Origin of the sequence: Ciceribacter thiooxidans, assembly GCF_014126615.1 — a bacterium.
GTDB classification, from domain to species: domain Bacteria; phylum Pseudomonadota; class Alphaproteobacteria; order Rhizobiales; family Rhizobiaceae; genus Allorhizobium; species Allorhizobium thiooxidans.
Genome location: NZ_CP059896.1, coordinates 3,505,711 through 3,523,633 on the forward strand (window position 1 = coordinate 3,505,711; position 17,923 = coordinate 3,523,633).

The 17,923-nt window shown below is 57.2% G+C and carries 20 protein-coding genes; 10 read left to right on the forward strand and 10 right to left on the reverse strand.

Annotated features, from left to right (window positions below):
• Window positions 1–128: 128 nt before the first annotated feature.
• Genes H4I97_RS17350 through H4I97_RS17365 form a run of 4 tightly spaced genes read right to left on the reverse strand, consistent with a single transcriptional unit; the run spans window position 129 to window position 2,852 of the window.
• Window positions 129–485: a helix-turn-helix domain-containing protein gene (locus H4I97_RS17350; protein WP_182305835.1), complete on the reverse strand. Its 357-nt coding sequence runs from the start codon at window positions 483–485 to the stop codon at window positions 129–131.
• Complete coding sequence (locus tag H4I97_RS17355; RefSeq protein ID WP_182305836.1) at window positions 482–1,042, reverse strand: Smr/MutS family protein; 561 nt, start codon at window positions 1,040–1,042, stop codon at window positions 482–484. Before H4I97_RS17355 ends, H4I97_RS17350 begins: the two co-directional genes overlap by 4 nt.
• Window positions 1,042–2,160 (reverse strand): murein transglycosylase A, encoded by a 1,119-nt coding sequence (mltA, locus tag H4I97_RS17360; protein WP_182305837.1) that lies wholly within the window; start codon window positions 2,158–2,160, stop codon window positions 1,042–1,044. Before mltA ends, H4I97_RS17355 begins: the two co-directional genes overlap by 1 nt.
• Window positions 2,157–2,852, reverse strand: a complete 696-nt coding sequence (locus H4I97_RS17365; RefSeq protein WP_182305838.1) for a Tim44/TimA family putative adaptor protein — start codon at window positions 2,850–2,852, stop codon at window positions 2,157–2,159. The genes mltA and H4I97_RS17365 overlap by 4 nt, the downstream gene beginning before the upstream one ends.
• A 151-nt stretch (window positions 2,853–3,003) precedes the next feature.
• Between H4I97_RS17365 and H4I97_RS17370 the strand changes: the two genes are divergently transcribed.
• Window positions 3,004–3,501: an FxsA family protein gene (locus H4I97_RS17370; protein ID WP_182305839.1), complete on the forward strand. Its 498-nt coding sequence runs from the start codon at window positions 3,004–3,006 to the stop codon at window positions 3,499–3,501.
• 88 nt (window positions 3,502–3,589) lie between these two features.
• Window positions 3,590–4,063 carry a protein-export chaperone SecB gene (gene secB / locus H4I97_RS17375; protein WP_182305840.1) on the forward strand — a complete coding sequence of 158 codons (474 nt, stop codon included), beginning with the start codon at window positions 3,590–3,592 and terminating at the stop codon, window positions 4,061–4,063.
• A 67-nt stretch (window positions 4,064–4,130) separates the two neighbouring features.
• On the opposite strand, the gene dnaQ is transcribed toward secB, so the two are convergent.
• Genes dnaQ through H4I97_RS17400 form a run of 5 tightly spaced genes read right to left on the reverse strand, consistent with a single transcriptional unit; the run spans window position 4,131 to window position 7,735 of the window.
• Window positions 4,131–4,832 carry a DNA polymerase III subunit epsilon gene (gene dnaQ / locus H4I97_RS17380; RefSeq protein WP_182305841.1) on the reverse strand — a complete coding sequence of 234 codons (702 nt, stop codon included), beginning with the start codon at window positions 4,830–4,832 and terminating at the stop codon, window positions 4,131–4,133.
• Window positions 4,833–4,835: 3 nt separating this feature from the next.
• Window positions 4,836–5,435, reverse strand: a complete 600-nt coding sequence (gene coaE / locus H4I97_RS17385) for a dephospho-CoA kinase (protein WP_182305842.1) — start codon at window positions 5,433–5,435, stop codon at window positions 4,836–4,838.
• Window positions 5,432–6,289, reverse strand: coding sequence for a shikimate dehydrogenase (locus H4I97_RS17390; protein ID WP_182305843.1), 858 nt, complete (start codon window positions 6,287–6,289; stop codon window positions 5,432–5,434). The genes coaE and H4I97_RS17390 overlap by 4 nt, the downstream gene beginning before the upstream one ends.
• Complete coding sequence (locus H4I97_RS17395; RefSeq protein WP_182305844.1) at window positions 6,282–6,881, reverse strand: Maf-like protein; 600 nt, start codon at window positions 6,879–6,881, stop codon at window positions 6,282–6,284. The genes H4I97_RS17390 and H4I97_RS17395 overlap by 8 nt, the downstream gene beginning before the upstream one ends.
• A 32-nt stretch (window positions 6,882–6,913) precedes the next feature.
• The gene (locus tag H4I97_RS17400) at window positions 6,914–7,735 is read right to left on the reverse strand and encodes a pyruvate, water dikinase regulatory protein (RefSeq protein ID WP_182305845.1); all 822 of its coding nucleotides are present in this window, start codon (window positions 7,733–7,735) and stop codon (window positions 6,914–6,916) included.
• Window positions 7,736–8,134: 399 nt separating this feature from the next.
• On the opposite strand from H4I97_RS17400, the gene hemE reads away from it, so the two are divergent.
• The 8 genes from hemE (at window position 8,135) to H4I97_RS17440 (ending at window position 16,862) form a co-directional block, all read left to right on the forward strand.
• Entirely contained in the window at window positions 8,135–9,169 is a 1,035-nt protein-coding gene (gene hemE, locus H4I97_RS17405) for a uroporphyrinogen decarboxylase (protein ID WP_182305846.1), read from the forward strand.
• On the forward strand, window positions 9,169–9,705 hold the full coding sequence (hemJ, locus tag H4I97_RS17410) for a protoporphyrinogen oxidase HemJ (protein WP_182305847.1): 537 nt from the start codon (window positions 9,169–9,171) through the stop codon (window positions 9,703–9,705). Before hemE ends, hemJ begins: the two co-directional genes overlap by 1 nt.
• Before the next feature lie 190 nt (window positions 9,706–9,895).
• Window positions 9,896–11,158: a transcription termination factor Rho gene (gene rho / locus H4I97_RS17415; protein WP_129334076.1), complete on the forward strand. Its 1,263-nt coding sequence runs from the start codon at window positions 9,896–9,898 to the stop codon at window positions 11,156–11,158.
• Between the two features lie 67 nt (window positions 11,159–11,225).
• On the forward strand, window positions 11,226–12,566 hold the full coding sequence (gene mnmE / locus H4I97_RS17420; RefSeq protein WP_342344128.1) for a tRNA uridine-5-carboxymethylaminomethyl(34) synthesis GTPase MnmE: 1,341 nt from the start codon (window positions 11,226–11,228) through the stop codon (window positions 12,564–12,566).
• A 62-nt stretch (window positions 12,567–12,628) separates the two neighbouring features.
• On the forward strand, window positions 12,629–14,488 hold the full coding sequence (gene mnmG, locus H4I97_RS17425; RefSeq protein WP_182305848.1) for a tRNA uridine-5-carboxymethylaminomethyl(34) synthesis enzyme MnmG: 1,860 nt from the start codon (window positions 12,629–12,631) through the stop codon (window positions 14,486–14,488).
• Window positions 14,489–14,493: 5 nt separating this feature from the next.
• The gene (gene rsmG, locus H4I97_RS17430; RefSeq protein WP_182305849.1) at window positions 14,494–15,129 is read left to right on the forward strand and encodes a 16S rRNA (guanine(527)-N(7))-methyltransferase RsmG; all 636 of its coding nucleotides are present in this window, start codon (window positions 14,494–14,496) and stop codon (window positions 15,127–15,129) included.
• A 17-nt stretch (window positions 15,130–15,146) separates the two neighbouring features.
• The gene (locus tag H4I97_RS17435; protein ID WP_182305850.1) at window positions 15,147–15,941 is read left to right on the forward strand and encodes a ParA family protein; all 795 of its coding nucleotides are present in this window, start codon (window positions 15,147–15,149) and stop codon (window positions 15,939–15,941) included.
• A 36-nt stretch (window positions 15,942–15,977) separates the two neighbouring features.
• Window positions 15,978–16,862, forward strand: coding sequence for a ParB/RepB/Spo0J family partition protein (locus H4I97_RS17440; protein ID WP_182305851.1), 885 nt, complete (start codon window positions 15,978–15,980; stop codon window positions 16,860–16,862).
• 10 nt (window positions 16,863–16,872) lie between these two features.
• On the opposite strand, the gene holA is transcribed toward H4I97_RS17440, so the two are convergent.
• The gene (holA, locus tag H4I97_RS17445; protein ID WP_182305852.1) at window positions 16,873–17,922 is read right to left on the reverse strand and encodes a DNA polymerase III subunit delta; all 1,050 of its coding nucleotides are present in this window, start codon (window positions 17,920–17,922) and stop codon (window positions 16,873–16,875) included.
• Between the last annotated feature and the right edge of the window lies 1 nt (window position 17,923).

Consider the following 17,923-nt stretch of genomic DNA (forward strand, 5'->3'; position numbering starts at 1 on the left):
TCAGTCATAGGAGCCGCGGCATCGAATCAGCGGCTACAATCGCGTCGACTATAGGTGGTTTGGCAAAACTTCCAAACGTGAAGGACCCCAAATCCCGTGGATAGGGGCGCCAGCCGGGGGTTAAGCAGCTATTTGGCTTTTTCTAGGACGTCATTCAACTCGTTTATCACGTTCGGAGGCAGCGAGCGAATCCTGTGAGCGAGCGTATTCGCGAGAGCGGTATATTGCGGAGGAAGGCCTGACGTGTCGAGCACCACACGAGGATCGGACATGCCTGCTACAGAAAAGAGCTCCTCGGCTTCGTCCCAGATAATGTTGAAATAGCCGGCGATGCGTTGGAGAAGATCGAAATTCGGCCTGCCACGTTTGCCGTGCTCGAGCGCCGACAGGTAGGCCGGCGACACGCCAATCGCGGCCGCCATCTCTTTTTGCGAAACACCTTTTCGCTCGCGAAGCATCCTCAGCGCCTGTCCAAAGGGTGTCACGGACGATCCCCGGTTGCGCGGGACAGACGGACATACAACGCCCCCTCACCGCCGTGCTGGCGTGCAGCCACCTCATACGATGAGATCAAGTGGCGAAATTCGGGCTTCGAGAACCACAACGGAACGGCCCGCTTCAACGCGCCGTCGCTCCCACGTGAACTTCCCTTGCCTGTAATGACAAGAACATGTCGCAGGCCACGCTCATGCGCTCTCACAAGGAAGTCGAGAAGCATTGCATGCGCCTCGCTCTGGATAAGGCCATGAAGATCGATGCGCGCTTCAAGCGCAAGATGTCCCCGGGCCAGCTTGCGCTTGACGGGCCTCTCCAGCGGGTGATGACGGCTGGCAATTTTCTTTTCGCGATCGGTTCCGGTCGCTGTTGGCGCGGTACTGCTCTCAGGCTGCTCGACCGCAGCCCGGAACAACTCCCCCGGTTCGGAAAACTCCTCATCGAAAATCAGCAGATCTTCGAGGCGGCCATGCAGCGGTCGCGTGGTGCGGGCCACCTTGCCCCAGAGAATTCGATCGTCGGCGCTGAGCTTTCCTTTTCCCGACACTAGAGGTACCTCGCCGCTGCTTCTTTCGGCACGAGTATGTAGAAATCAGCGTCGTTGCGAACGGCCCCCGCCAGTTCGCCGGCCTCATCACCCGAACCGGTGAAGATGTCACCACGTGCCGGTCCGACGATCGCGGAGCCAGTATCGAGGGCGAGCATAAGCCGCGCGAACGGCTTGCCACCGTCAATGTTCGTCAGGGTCTCGGAATGGACAAAAAAGGGAAAGCCGAAGGTATGGATCTGCCGATCGACCGCCAGCGATCGTCCGGCGATCAGCGGCACTTTCGCTGCAGCGATCGGGCCGAGGGCCGGATCGTCCACATCCGCCTCTCGGAAGAATATGTAGGAGCGGTTATGCCATAACACTTCGTCGATCTGGTCGGGATGCTGTGCCAGCCAGCTGCGGATCGACTGCATCGAGATGTTCGCCGGCTCGATCTCGCCACGCTCGATGAGCAACTTACCGATCGCCGAGAAAGGGTGGCCTGCCTTCGCGTCGTAGGTGATACGCTTCGTTCCGCCGTCCGGGTAGCGAAGACGTGCAGCGCCTTGAACATGGGCGAAGAAGACGTCGACTTTCGACTTCGCCCAGGCGATCTCGAGACTCTGTCCGTCGAGATAACCGCGGTCAATCGCCCTCCGGTCCGGATAGGCTGAAATTGCCCCATCCCGCAGCAATCCGAAGCGATATGAGGGATCCATGTTTGCCGGCCGGTTCCCTTCGTCGATATCGATCAGATCGGAGGGACGGCGATAGAACGGGTACAGGTACTCATCGTCTCGTTTCGAAGAGACACTGACCTCTGGTTCGTAGAAGGCGGTGACCAGGCCCGGCTTGCCATCCGCCCCCTCAATCCGGAATGGCTGACACCTCGTTTCGAAAAATTGCCGGGCGAGTTCACTGGTTTGGATTGCCGCTTTTTCGACCCCATCGAGAAGTGGCATCAGATCGTCGCAACCGAGACCCAGCGAGCCCTTGCGGTAAGGCTTGACAGAACGAACGTACCGCCCGCACTCCTTCAGGCCAGCAAAGAGCGGCGAAGGATCGTCCTCACGCCACCGAGGGATCTCGTCGAACGAGACAGGTGCCAGCCGGAAGCCTTCGAGTTTGCCGCTCATTGTTCCGATTCGGTCGCGACGAGCTTCCAGTTTGGATCGCGTGACCGGATGTCGCGTGCAAACGTCCAGATATCGTTGACTTCGCTAACCGCATCGGGGTCGCCGTCGATTAGCTTTCCATCCTTATCGAAGGTCGCAGTTATGAGTTGGCAGACCACGCGAACGGTGACCTGTTCCTCGTTGTCCTTGATGCCGGCCTGCTTGATTTCGGCCTTTTCGATTCCGACGAACGTCGACTTCATCGTCTCCCCGCGGGACTCCCGCTCGGAAATCGCGCTGTCGAAACCCTCGTAGACCTCTCGCGAGAGCAGGCCTTTCAAGGTCTTGCGATCTCCCTCGGCAAAGGCAGTCACGATCATCTCGTAAGCCATTCTGGCGCCGTTGAGGAATTCTTTGGGGTTGAAACCGGCGTCGAAGGCCACCAGATCCCGAAGTGAAGCATTGAGCGAAGTACCGGGTTTGGCGAAGGCGTCGATGGCCGAAAAGCGCTCGTCGCCACCTTCCTCGCGGCGCGGCAACGTCACCAGCTTTCCATCGTCGCCGCCAGGCGCTTGTGATACATCGCGCTGATTGTAAGGCTCGAAGGGCGGCTTCTCATTGCCGGTCCTCCGGCCGAGCACGCTGCGCAGCTGTAGAAAAATCAGCACTGCGGCTACGAGAAAAAAGAGCGTTACAAAGTCGTTGGAACCCATCGCATCCCGCCGGTGACGTTTATTTTCTAATCTTCATCCCCATATAGTCCGCATCAGGCCATCATTCAAATGGCGTTGCCAGTGTTTGGCTCGCCACGTCATCCCGAACCAGTGCCGAGGGGCCATCGGCGGGTTCGGAGGAGAGTTAGGCATGCGCATTCCGGCACTGTTATTCATCGTCCTCCCGTTGGTCGAGATTGCTGGCTTTATCGTTGTTGGACAGGCGGTCGGCGTGGTAACCACGCTGGGCTTGATTGTCCTTTCGACTGTCACCGGGCTCATGCTGCTTCGCGTTCACGGCTTTGGAATGCTACGGAAACTGCGCGAGGAAGGCCAAGCGACGACTGATGCGGGAAAGGCCTTCGTTGATGGAGCGATGATTGCTGCAGCAGCCATACTTCTGATCATTCCAGGCTTTGTTACCGACCTGCTTGGGCTGCTGCTCCTGCTGCCGTTCGTACGCAAGGTTGTATGGTTGCGGCTTGGCGCACGAACCGTCTTCTTCTCCTCACGGCAGCAGTACTACGCCGGGCCGCGTGGCAGTTCGCAGAGGGAGGATTCAAGAACGATAGATCTTCACGAGGTCGATTTCCATCGTGAGCCAGACAATAGTTCACCTTGGCATATAAAGAAGGAAGGCGACCGGTAAGCTCGCTGTTTCGGCCGGGCGCAAGGGTTGTAACCGCGGGCCCGAAGTGTTAGATGGCCCCGATAATCCAAAGCCACGAGGACGCCCAATGGCCAACGACGACACGGGAACGGCGAGCCCCTCCCTCAATATTCTGGCTCAGTACATCAAGGATCTCTCATTCGAGAACCCTGGCGCTCCGCGCTCGCTGCAATCTCGCGACAGAGCCCCTGCAATCAACATCAACGTCAACGTCAATGCCAATCCGCTGTCGGATTCGGACTTTGACGTTGTGCTTTCGCTGAATGCAGAAGCCAAGGATGGTGACAAAACGGTGTTCGCCGCAGAACTGGTTTACGGCGGCGTCTTTCGCATTTCCGGGTTCCCGCAGGAACACATGCTGCCGGTTCTCTTCATCGAGTGCCCGCGTCTGCTTTTCCCATTCGCACGCCAGATCATCGCCGATGCAACGCGCAATGGTGGCTTCCCGCCGCTGATGATCGATCCCATCGATTTTGCACAGATGTTCGCGCAGCGTGTGGCTGAAGAACAAGCCCGCGCAAAGGTGCAGGCGACGAACTAACCGCCTTTACGTCAAAAAGAGAAAGCCCGGTTCGCCGGGCTTTTTTGTAGATCAAGGTCTGACGTCTCTAAGACCTGTATCTCGACCAGATGGCTTTCTCGCCCAAGCGTGCGATCAACAAGCGGTGAGATTCGATTTCTTCGGCGGTAAGACGCGACGCAAGCTTTGTCGTTCGCACAAGCAGATGATCGGCAATCTCGACTTCTTCCTCCGTAACAGCCTTTTTTTCCTCCGCCTGCACCAAGCCAAAGGCTGCCTGACGGCCTCCCAGCATCTCGATGTAAACCTCGGCCAAAAGCTCGGCATCGAGAAGTGCCCCGTGCTTCGCGCGGTGCGAGTTGTCAACACCGTACCGGCGGCAAAGCGCATCAAGCGAGTTCGGTCCCATCGGGTGCTTTCGACGCGCCAGGGCCAGGGTGTCGATCACCATGTCGGGCGGCACCGGCGGTCGATCCAGTCGATCGAACTCGGCGTTCATGAAGCCGATGTCGAAGTTCGCATTATGCGCGATCCACCGTGCGCCATCGAAGAACTCGAGGAGTTCCTCGACGATCTCCGCGAAATGCGGCTTATCCTTCAGAAAATCATCGCTGATACCGTGAACAGCAAGCGCGTCCGGATGAACCTTGCGGTCGCCTGGATTGATATAGACGTGGAAGCTCCGACCGGTCGGAAAATGGTTGAGAAGCTCGATCCCGCCGATCTCGATAACTCGATCGAACTTGGATTCCAGCCCCGTCGTTTCCGTATCGAAGACGATTTCCCGCATGCACTATCCTCCAGCCCGCGACCAATGTCGCAAGGTCGAAATAATCTCACCAACCTGGCGCCGTGCCGATTCGATGCCGTGACCCGTATCGATGATAAAGTCGGCCTGCGCACGCTTTTCCTTATCGGGCACCTGCCGCGCCAGGATCAAGTCGAATTTCTCCTCCGTCATTCCTGATCGCTTCAGGACCCGCTCCTTCTGTAGCTGCGGATCACAACTGACGACCACGACAACATCCACACGATTCTGGACCCGTGTCTCAAAGAGAAGGGGAATGTCCAAAACCACTATGTCGGCACCAGAATCCCGTGCGCTATCCAGGAAGTCCTGCTCCCGGCTCCTCACCAGCGGATGGACGATCGCCTCAAGGATCTTGAAGTTAGCCGGATTCTTCGCCAGATTCTCGGAGAGCTTCGTCCTATCGACCACACCCTCGACAATTACGTCCGGGAAGGCAGCAGCGATCAGCGGCACCGCCTCTCCACGGTAGAGTTCGTGGACAACACGATCCGAGTCATTGACGGGAATCCCTTGCTCCGCAAAGAGCGCTGCCGTCGTCGACTTGCCCATGCCGATGGAACCGGTCAATCCGATAACGATCATGCATGCATTTCCATATCGGCAATGACGAGCGCCCGCAGTTCAGGTGTAACTTGCGGAAGACGGCCGAACCATTTTTCGAAACCGGGCACAGCCTGGTGCAAAAGCATGCCGAGCCCGTCTACCGTCGCCAGTCCGTGCCGCTCCGCCTGCAGCAAAAGCGGTGTGACGAGCGGGACATAGACGATGTCGGTCACGGTCGCGTCCGCCTTCAGGCGTTCTAACGGAAAGTCCGGGATCGGCGTCCCGTGCATACCCAACGAGGTTGTGTTGACAAACAATCCCGCGCCAGTAAGGACTTCGGCGAGCGCTCCCATCGGATGGGCGAAGACTCTCTTGCCGAAGCGATCCGCCAGTTCCTCCGCACGCTCCACCGTGCGATTGACGACATGGATCTCATCGAAACCTCGATTTCTCAGGGCTTGGATGATCGCTCGGCTCGCACCGCCCGCACCGAGGACGACAGCTTTGTCGAAACAATCCCAACCCGGTTTACGCTCGTCGAGATTGGCAAGGAAACCGAGTCCGTCGGTATTCGTCGAGTGCACCAGTCCATCTTCTACCCACAGTGTGTTGGCAGCACCTAGTTCCTCGCTCAGGGCATCCGGTCTGTCGGCAAGTCGCACCGCCCTCTCCTTATGAGGTATGGTGACGTTACCACCGCTGTAACCGGAGCTACCGTCTCTCAAGCGTTCCAGGAAGACCGGAAAATCCGCTTCGGTGACTTCAACGGTGCGATAACTCCCCTCGATGCCAAACTGCCTGAGCCAGTAGCCGTGGATAAGCGGCGAGCGGGAATGCTTAACCGGATAGCCAACCACAAAAGCGTGACGACCTGTTTCACGTGAATCAGACATCGATTTCCCCCAGTTCCCGGAGTTGAGCCAAGAGCGGCAGGAGAGGAAGTCCCAAGATGGTGAAATAGTCTCCCTCTATTCTCTCGAAGAGCTGAATGCCCTCCCCCTCTAGTTGGTAGGCTCCAACGCTACGCAGGACCGCCTCAGCCGTCCTGGTGAGATAGAGATCGAGGAAGTCATCGGAGAATTCGCGCATCGTGAGGTCGGCTATGTCGACGTCACACCACAGAATCGCGCCGTTGCGCGCAAGGGCGACTGCGCTGTTCAAGCGGTGCGTCTTTCCTCTGAGGACCAGAAGATTGGCCTTCGCCTCGACAGTATCCGCAGGTTTGTGAAATATGCGATTTCCGAGCGACATCGTCTGGTCGCAACCGATCACCAGCGCAGACGGAAGACGCTGGCTCACGTCAATCGCTTTCTGGCAAGCGAGCTCCGCAGCCAGTTCCGCGGGTCCGAGGCATCTGCCTGCATTGCCGCGTTCGATCTCACGCTCGTCTATTTCCGCCGGAATCGCCTCGAAATCGAGACCGGCGTTCTTCATCAGCATTCGCCTTGACGGGCTTGCCGATGCGAGAACCAGTCCTATTGCCATAAATCTCGTCCCGTCTCTGTTGCCGGAATCGCTTAACGCTGCTTCATCTTCAGAGCAACGATCGCTGCTGCAGTCTCTTCGATTGACCGTCTGGTGACATCGATCAACGGCCAGTTATGACGAACACAGAGCAGACGCGCATATTTTAGCTCCTCGGCGATTGATGCGCGGTCTGTATAGTCGCGCTGGTCAAAGCCGTTCGTCGTCCCGAGCTCGCGATTTCCCCTTACCTGCGATATCCGGTCACTCGTAGCAATCAGTCCGACAACAAGAGGTCTCGTGGCGTTGAGCAGACTTTCCGGCAACGGCACATCGCAGACAATAGGCACGTTGGCCGTCTTGATGCCACGGTTAGCCAGGTAGATGCTGGTCGGTGTCTTCGAAGTGCGGCTGATGCCGACAAGGACTACGTCCGCCTCGTCATAATCGCCGGGCAATTGGCCGTCGTCATGATCCATGGTGAAATTGAGCGCTTCAATACGGGCGAAGTATTCGGCCGTAAGAGCGTGCTGTGCGCCGACCCGTCGGCGTGACGGAGCACCTAGATACGTCTGGAAGATTGCCATGACCGGTTCAAGGACATTGACAGTCGGAAGTGCCATCTCTCGGCAACAGGATTCCAGCATGTCGGCAAGCTCACGATCGACGACCGTATAAAGAACGATTCCAGGCTCCCGGTCGATCGTCTCGAGTACCGACGCCAACTGTCGCTTGTTACGGATGAGCGGATAAACGTGTTCGATCGCGACGCTCGAATTGAACTGCGCGGCAGCGGCTCTTCCGGCAGAGATCAGAGTCTCCCCGGTCGAGTCAGAAATCAGATGCAGATGGAAGAAGTTTTTTCTGTTCTCCACGCTGTTCTTGCTCGCCTGTTGAAAACCGGGGAGGAAAAGAGGTAGCGACAGCCGAGGTCCCCGGGCAAGGGGAAAAGTGCACTTTTATCCACATCGGCTCCGACAAGGAAAGATGTCAGAAGGCGATGTGAATTACGGGAATATGAAAACGGCAGCTTCTGTTATCCACAGCTTATCCAGTTCAATCCGATGATCACAGACATACTAAGCTATTGGAGCTTAATGATATAAGCGATTTTCCCAGCTTTCCGGTTCGAAGATCGGATTTTTGTCCCCTGGCACTCAGGCATCGCGCGCAGCCACCGTATTGTTGTGGACCAGCTTTAATCCTTGATAGTCAGTGACTCTTAGAAATAGAAGAAGATTCATATCTCATATTTTTTTTGGAAGGTTTGACCGTTGGCCAACTCTCGTCGGAAGGTGATGGATGTCTTGAGAGGTGAAGTGGTGAACCCACCGCCGATCTGGCTCATGCGGCAGGCGGGCCGCTATCTTCCGGAGTACAGGGCAACGCGTGCGCAGGCGAAGACTTTCCTCGACCTCTGTTATTCGCCTGACCTTGCCGTCGAAGTCACAATGCAGCCGATCCGCAGATACGGCTTCGATGCAGCGATCCTTTTTTCGGACATCCTCGTGGTACCGGATGCGCTTCACCGCAATGTACGCTTCTCAGAGGGCCATGGTCCGCAGATGGATCCGATTTCGGCTGATGAAATCGGTGCGCTGAAGCCGGTAGGTTTCCTTGGCCATCTCCAGCCGGTCTTTGAGACTGTTCGTCGGCTGCGGCAGGAACTCCCTAATGAGACAACGTTGTTGGGCTTCTGTGGTGCGCCATGGACTGTCGCAACCTACATGATCGCTGGTCACGGAACGTCCGATCAAGCGCCGGCGCGGCTATTCGGATACCAGCACCCCGAGGCATTTGAACACTTGCTGGCTGTTCTCGCGGAGCTTTCGGCCGAGTACCTGGTGGCGCAGATCGACGCGGGCGCCGACGCGCTGCAAATTTTCGATTCTTGGGCTGGCGTTCTTGGTGAGGATGAGTTCGAACGCTATTGCGTCAAACCCGTGGCACGAATCATCGCTTCGGTGAGGGCGCAAAGACCGTCGGCCAAAATCATCGCATTTGCCAAAGGAGCCGGCCTGATGTTGGCGGATTACCGGCGGAAGACCGGGGCCGATGCCATAGGTCTCGACTGGACGGTGCCTCTCACCTTTGCCGCGGAACTGCAGAAGGACGGACCGGTGCAAGGAAATCTTGACCCGATGCGCGTGGTGGCTGGCGGGAACGCCCTTGCAGAAGGTGTCGATGCGATCCTGGCCGCACTCGGAAATGGGCCCCTGATTTTCAACCTCGGCCACGGCATCACTCCTCAGGCCGATCCGGAAAACGTTGCCGCCTTAGTCGACCGAGTGCGGGGGAGCGGAACCTGATGGCGGAGCAAGAAGCGAAGGCGTCAGGACGGAAAGTCGTTGCGAGGGCTGCGACGGCCATCTTTCTGTTTTGCCTGGCCGCGTTAGGTCTTGTGTTCCTGCAGCCGGAGGCATTGTATCTTTGGATCAAGGCACTCCACGTCATCGCCGTCATCTCCTGGATGGCGGGAATGCTCTACATGCCGCGTTTGTTCATTTACCATTTGGATGCGCCGTTAGGCTCGCAACAGGCGGAGACCTTCTCGGTCATGGAGCAGCGGCTGCTGAAGATCATCATGCGCCCTGCGATGGTGATTGCCTGGATTCTGGGCCTCTACCTGGCTTGGGAGGGTTTCGGCTTTATGGGTGGTTGGCTTCATGTGAAACTGGCGGCAGTGCTTGCGCTGTCGGCCGTGCATGGATATTTTGCCCGTGCCGTTGCAGCCTTCGCCGGTGGTAACTACATGAAGACTGCGCGGTTCTGGCGGTTGATGAACGAAGTCCCGACCGTTCTGATGGTTGTCATCGTCATCATGGTCATCGTGAAGCCTTTTTAGGCCGCTCGGCGGCCTTTCGGCTTATTTTGGACGGGATGCGCCTTTTCGCTTGCGGCGGGTAGGTTGAATCGCTATTTTCCCGAAAATTCCATCTATCCTCAGTGTGCGTGACATCCTGTCACTTGCGGCTCCACAGACCGTACCGATCAGCATCAGCACGCCCTCCCCTACAAAAACGTGGTTCCCCTTAATGGCTGAAATGAAGCTACAAGAACTCAAGAGCAAATCTCCGACGGACCTGCTTACCTTTGCGGAGTCGCTTGAGGTCGAGAACGCCAGCACGATGCGCAAGCAGGAGCTGATGTTTGCGATCTTGAAGATGCTCGCCGCCCAAGACGTAGAGATTATCGGCGAAGGCGTCGTTGAAGTTTTGCAGGATGGCTTCGGGTTTTTGCGTTCGGCCAACGCAAACTACCTGCCGGGGCCGGATGATATCTATATCTCTCCCTCACAGATCCGTCGCTTCTCTCTGAAGACTGGCGATACGGTCGAGGGCCCGATTCGTGGACCGAAGGAAGGTGAACGATATTTCGCGCTTCTGAAGGTCAACACGATTAATTTCGAGGATCCTGAGAAGATCCGCCATAAGGTTCACTTCGATAACCTGACGCCGCTTTATCCGAACGAGCGGTTCAAGATGGAACTCGAGACGCCGACAAAGGACCTGTCTGCGCGCGTCATTGATCTCGTCGCTCCTTTGGGTAAAGGCCAGCGCGCACTGATCGTTGCGCCACCGCGAACCGGTAAAACGGTACTTTTGCAGAATATCGCGCACTCCATCACCGCCAATCATCCGGAATGCTATTTGATCGTTCTGCTGATCGATGAACGTCCGGAAGAAGTGACCGACATGCAGCGTTCGGTGCGGGGCGAGGTTATCTCCTCGACATTCGACGAGCCGGCAGTTCGCCACGTGCAGGTTGCCGAGATGGTCATCGAAAAGGCCAAGCGGCTGGTCGAGCATGGTCGAGACGTCGTCATCCTTCTCGATTCGGTCACGCGCCTGGGTCGTGCTTATAACACGGTTGTTCCGTCCTCCGGTAAGGTTCTGACCGGTGGTGTCGACGCGAACGCGTTGCAGCGTCCCAAGCGTTTCTTCGGCGCGGCGCGCAACATCGAGGAAGGTGGCTCTCTGACGATTATCGCGACGGCGCTGATCGACACCGGCAGCCGTATGGACGAAGTGATCTTCGAAGAGTTCAAGGGCACCGGTAATTCGGAAATCGTCCTCGATCGTAAAGTCGCCGACAAGCGTATCTTCCCGTCCATGGATATCCTCAAGTCCGGCACACGCAAGGAAGACCTGTTGGTCCCACGCCAGGATCTCCAGAAGATCTTCGTGCTGCGGCGTATTCTTGCCCCCATGGGAACGACCGATGCCATCGAGTTCCTCATCGACAAGTTGAAGCAGACAAAGAACAACGGAGACTTCTTCGACTCGATGAACACCTAAAGTTTCCGGTAATTAGCCGGATTCCGTGGGTGGTAGTGAGAACGAGCGGGCGAGGCTCGGTTGGGGTATGTCTATGATCCCTAATTCAGACGAAACGATCTTTGCACTTTCGTCCGGTGCCCTGCCCGCTGGTGTCGCCGTTGTACGGCTGAGTGGTCCAGCGACCTTTTCGGTGCTACGGACCCTCGTTGGAGAGCTCCCAGAACCCCGTTTTGCTGCTTTGAGATCGATCCGGAGCCGTGACGGCCACCTGCTGGACACCGGACTTGTTGTCAACTTTCCAAACCCGGCATCCTTTACCGGAGAGGACTGTGCCGAGATCCATCTTCATGGTGGAAAGGCGGTGGTCGCGGCGTTGCTTTCAGAGCTGGAGAGCTTTGAGGGATGCAGGATTGCCGAAGCCGGAGAATTCTCGAGACGTGCCTTCGAGAATGGTAAACTCGACCTGGTCGAGATAGAAGGCCTCGCCGATCTACTCACCGCGGAAACCGAGATGCAGCGGCGGCTCGCTGCCGAACAGAGCTTCGGCCGGTTGTCGGCGGTCTACGAGGCGTGGCGTGAGCGGCTGCTTCATGCGAGGGCGATGATCGAGGCAGAGCTCGACTTCGCAGACGAAGGTGACATTCCTGGCAGCGTCTCGGACCGTGTCTGGCCCGACCTCGGTGCGCTTGCCGAAGAGGTGAGGAAGCAGCTTGAAGCTGAGAGGGCGGGCGAGATCATCCGAGACGGCTTCAAGGTTGTGATCGCCGGTTCCCCGAACGTCGGCAAGTCAAGTCTCTTGAATGCCCTTGCAGACCGCGAGATCGCGATCGTCACCGAGTACGCTGGTACGACGCGTGACATTCTCCACTGTGAACTCGACCTCGACGGCTTCGCCGTTCACCTCTTTGATACAGCGGGCATCCGCGAGACCAATGAACCGGTTGAGCAGGAGGGTATACGTCGTGCCTTGGGGAAAATGGCGGAGGCCGATCTCATCCTTCATTTGAAGGACGCAAGCGCGGCCGCGGGCTCCGTCGAACTGGCCTACGACGGTAACGTTCCGGTGATTACTATCGGTACGAAGACCGACCTTAGAAACGATTCTTCTCCGAAACAAACATATGATTTGATGATATCCTCGGTTCAGAGAGCCGGGATGGAGGAACTGCGTCAAGTGATCCTCCGGAAGGTGCGGCAGAAAACCGATGTGATGTCGCTTGCAATTCCGAGCCGGATCCGGCAGAGACAGCACTTGCGCGATGTGCTTACGAACGTTGAAGAAGCGATCAAAAGCGTCCATATCGGGCTCGAGCTCCGAGCCGAGTACCTCCGGCGTGCGTCAGACTCGTTAGGTAGGATTACCGGAAAAATCGACGTCGAAGCTATGCTTGGTAAAATATTCTCCGACTTTTGCGTCGGCAAGTGATTCACGTGAAACATGTGGCATCTAGACCCAAGTGAGATCTGCGGATGCGGAAGGTAGGAGACATGTGTTTTGATGTCGTTGTTGTCGGAGGTGGCCATGCCGGTTCCGAGGCTGCTGCTGCCGCTGCTCGGATCGGCGCACGAACTGCCCTCGTCACGCATCGTCGCGACACGATTGGTACAATGTCGTGCAACCCGGCGATCGGTGGTTTGGGTAAGGGACATCTGGTTCGCGAAATCGATGCCCTCGACGGTCTGATGGGGCGTTGCGCAGACCGGGGTGGCATCCAGTTTAGGATGCTCAATCGGCGTAAAGGTCCAGCGGTGTGGGGTCCGCGGACCCAAGCGGATAGGAAGCTCTATCGAAACGCTGTGCAGGAGTCGCTCTTTGCACTCGATAATCTGGAAATCGTCGAAGGCGATGTCTTCGACATAGAACGTTCCGATTCCGAAATAAGATCGGTAGTTCTTCAGGATGGTCGCCGGATTTGCGCTCGCACGGTCGTGCTAACGACGGGAACGTTCCTGCGCGGGCTCATTCATATTGGAGATAGGAAGATTCCAGCAGGCCGCCTCGGCGAGGATCCGTCCGTCGGACTGAGTGCGACATTGGCGAAAGCTGGCTTGCGGCTCGGGCGACTGAAGACCGGAACGCCTGCTCGTCTCGACGGAACGACGATTGACTGGGCCTCGCTCGAGCGTCAGGCAGCTGATGCTGATCCGACTCCATTTTCCTTCCTGACCGAAAAAATTACAAATCCGCAGATTACCTGCGGCATCACGCGCACGACGGAGCGAACGCACGCGCTCATTCGGGAGAACATCTACCGTTCAGCGATGTATTCCGGACAGATCGAAGGGGTTGGGCCTCGTTACTGCCCGTCGATCGAAGACAAGATTATGCGATTCGGCGACCGCGACGGCCATCAAATTTTCCTTGAGCCGGAGGGGTTAGACGACAATACCGTGTATCCGAACGGTATTTCCAGTTCCTTGCCTGAAGAAGTCCAGGACGCTCTGATCCACTCCATTCCCGGTCTTGAGAGAGTTCGAATTCTGCAGACCGGCTACGCGATTGAATACGATCATGTCGATCCGACCGAGCTCTACCCCACCTTGGAGGTGAGGAGTATGCCGGGTCTGTTCCTCGCGGGACAAATCAACGGCACCACCGGCTACGAGGAAGCAGGTGCTCAAGGGCTCGTCGCCGGGCTGAACGCCGCGCTCGTTGCCGGAGGCATTGCGCCCGTCGTGTTGAGCCGGACGAATTCCTATATCGGTGTGATGATTGACGATCTTACATCCCGGGGAGTGGCCGAACCTTACCGCATGTTTACCTCTCGCTCGGAGTACAGGCTGACGCTCCGGGTTGACAATGCCGACGAGAGACTGACCCCTTTCGGAATCGAACTCGGATGTGTCGGCGCGGAGCGCGTCCGGCGCTTCTCGGCCTACCGCGGTGAAGTTGAAGATGCGTTGGCGCAGCTTTCGGCACGGACACTTTCTCCAACCGCCGCCGCGCAGGCTGGCATCGCTATAAACCAGGATGGACGTCGACGGACTGGCTTGGAGCTTCTTTCCTATCCCGGCGTGGACTTGAATGTGTTGCGCCGTGTTTGGAGTGATCTCCCCGAGTGGCAGCCGAAGGTTCGGCAGGCGGTCGAGATACACGCCGCGTATTCGGTTTATCTCGATCGGCAGGAGTCCGATATAGCCGCCGTACGGAGGGAGGAAGGCCGAGTGATCCCGGCGAACTTCGACTACTCTCAACTGTCGGGGCTTTCAAACGAGCTCAGGCAAAAACTCGAGGCCTCTCGTCCGTGGAGTATCGCTCAGGCGTCAAGACTGGATGGAATGACCCCTGCCGCGCTTTCTCTGTTGATTGCGCATCTCAAACGCGCAGAACTCCGGATGGTCGGTTGAATACAATGCAAGAGAGTCTTCTTTTCGACCTGATCGGCTTGCGTGTTTCACGTGAAACGCTAGAACGGCTCCGTCACTTTGCGGAACTCTTCGAAAAATGGTCGCGAACGATCAACCTCGTGGCAGCGTCCACGCAGAGCGATATGTGGACGCGTCATATTGCCGACAGTGCACAGATCTTTGCTCTTTCACCAGAACCCAAGCAGTGGGTTGATCTCGGAAGTGGTGGGGGCTTTCCGGGCGTCATTACCGCCATTCTACTGGCGGAAGCAGGTGCTGGATGGGTCCATCTCGTCGAGAGCAATCATAAGAAGGCGGGATTCCTGCGCGTGGCCCTCAGTGAAACCGGTGCTCGGGGGAGTGTGCACGCTTGCCGGATAGAGGAAGCACACCGGCAAATCCAGCATTGCGATGCGATATCAGCGAGGGCGCTGGCCGTGCTCGATGTGCTGTTCGATTTCGCAGCTCCCTGGGTTGAGCGCAACCCTGATCTGCATTGCTTCTTTCACAAAGGGCGGGATTACCAGACCGAAGTGGACAAAGCTCATGGTCGTTGGTCTTTTGATCTGCTACAACACCAGAGTGCGATAGAGACGGACTCCGTTATTTTGGAGATCGCCCGTTTGACGCGGAAAATCTGAGCAGAGTCAGGTAACACATGGCTGGCGATAAGAACCGGATCATTACCATTGCCAACCAGAAGGGTGGCGTAGGGAAGACGACAACTGCAATTAACTTGGCCACGGCGCTTGCAGCTATCGGAGAGCGCGTGTTGATCGTCGATCTCGACCCGCAGGGAAATGCCAGCACAGGTCTCGGAATCGAACGCAAGGAGCGCAGGTATTCATCCTATGACGTGCTGATCGGGAGTCGCCGCATAGAGGATGCTGCTTTGCAGACGGCGGTGCCAAATCTCTCCATCGTTCCGTCGACGCTCGACCTTCTGGGGCTGGAGATGGAGATCTCCCAGTCTGCAGACAGGGTCTTCAGGCTGAAGAACGCACTCCAGGCAAAAGACGCTCAGGACTATACGTATATATTAATCGATTGTCCTCCGTCGTTTAATCTTCTTACGATGAACGCCATGGCCGCCGCGCATTCCGTTCTCGTCCCACTACAATGTGAATTTTTTGCTCTGGAGGGCCTCAGCCAATTGCTGGAGACGATCAACCAGGTCCGTCACAGCGTCAATCCGACCCTGGACATCCAGGGTATCGTCCTGACGATGTTCGACTCCCGCAATAACCTGGCCCAGCAGGTGGTCTCCGACGTGCGTACGCATTTGGGTGAGAAGGTCTATTCGACGCTCATTCCCCGCAATGTGCGTGTTTCTGAAGCGCCCTCGTATGGAAAACCCGCAATTCTCTATGACCTCAAGTGCGCGGGTAGCCAAGCCTATCTCCAGCTTGCGTCCGAGGTCATTCAACGTGAGCGTCAGCGGCGAGCCGCGTGACGCTGTAATTCTGTTCTGTCAGATGGTGAGGCGAGTATGAGCGACGATCTTTCCAAACGCCGGCTTGGGCGCGGCTTGGCGGCACTTATCGGCGAGATGGATCAGCCTCTCCCTGTCGGAACCGCTCGCTCTTCCGTCAATCCGGACCGGACTGTCCCGATCGAATTCGTTTCGCGCAATCCGCGCAATCCTCGTCGATATTTCGATGAGACGGAGCTGCAGGATCTTGCCGGGTCTATCCGCCAGCACGGGATTGTTCAGCCAGTCGTGGTCAGGACATCCGGTGCCGACCGGTACGAAATAATAGCCGGCGAAAGACGTTGGCGAGCGGCTCAACTTGCCGGGTTGGCGGAAATCCCTGTAATCGTCAGGGATGTCGATGACCGGACAGCCTTGGAGCTCGCGATTGTCGAAAACGTCCAGCGCGCGGATCTTAATCCGTTGGAAGAGGCGCTCGGCTATGAGCAATTGATAGCGGAACATGGTTACACTCAGAATGATCTCGGCGAGATCATCGGCAAGAGCCGGAGCCACGTTGCCAACAGCCTTCGCTTGTTGAAACTACCCGACCAAGTACGAGATATGCTGGCCGAGGGAAGTCTGTCGGCTGGGCACGCAAGAGCGCTGGTGTCTACACCCGATCCGGTGATCCTTGCAAAGGCAATCGCCACCAAGGGGCTTTCGGTGCGCGATGCCGAACGGCTCGCTCAGAACCAGATCAGGACTCACTCTGATCCGGCCGCGGCGGCGATACAGCGGGAAGCCAAGGATTCAGATACCATCGCGCTCGAGCGCAGCCTTTCCGACCGGCTCGGCCTTTCGGTGACCATCAGTCACAAAGGCGCCGGCGGTCAGATCAGGATCGGCTATAAGTCGCTGGATCAGCTCGAGGAAATCTGCCGCCTTCTGGAGGGGCGCTGATCGAAAGACTTTATCGGCTTTGCTTGTTTCTGCGCGAGGCCTGCAACGTCGTCGAGAGAAGCGTTTGTAGGGCGAGGTTGTCTTCCAGGAGCGGTTTCTGTCGTGATTGCAGGATCGCGGCTTGCAGCTTTGTCGCCTCGCGCGAGAGGTCTGTGGAGTTCCAGTTCCTGAGTGTTCGCTCCACGATCGGCTTGCGCCTGAAATGTATTCCGCGGCCAAGACTCTGTATAACCTGAGCCGGTTGCAGGCGTCGCTCCTCCATCTCCGTCCGCATGATATCGAGCTGCTGGAATTGCCTGAGGCAGGACTGAAGAACGAGGAATATCGGCGTCTTCGAAGTCGTGATCTTTTGCACTGCGTGAAGAAAGGCGTCTGGATCTCCGGTCAGTACGGCATCGACGACCTCATCGGTCGAAATGCTACTCGCGTCTCCGATAATATCCCTCACGTGCTCTTCATCAATGACCTCCCGGTTGAGGCAATAGAGAGCAAGTTTCCTGATCTCATTGCGTGAAGCGATCCTGTCGCCACCGAGCAGATCGAGCAGCAGTTCACGCGCAGCGGGTGTGATTCGCAGTCCCGCGGACGCGAGCTCATTGTCGACCAGAGCGTTTAACTGGCGGGCATCGTCTTGATAGCAGGCGATTGCCGCCACTGTCCTGGCGGCCTCCGCCGTCTTGCGCAGCAACGCCCCCTTCTTAAGGTCTCCAGCCTCTATTATGACGTGGCTCGTTTCCGGCGGGTTCTCGCTGAGGTATTGCAGACCGTCGACCAATACCTTTTCGTTGGCCGCATCCTTGATCCAGATAAGCTTTCCGCCACCGAAGAGTCCAAAGGCGTTTGCTTCGTCGATCAGGCGTCCTGGAGCCCCCTGAAGGTCACTGACGTCAAGACGGATGACCGAGAAGGGATCCTCGAGGTCCACTCCGGTGACCTTCGCAAGTTGGCTTGCCCGCTCGGAAACAAGCCCTCTATCGGGCCCGTAGATCACAAAGAGACGGTAATGCCTGGCCGATTTCTGGAGAAAACTATCAAACTCGCCTGACTTTATCTCCGACATC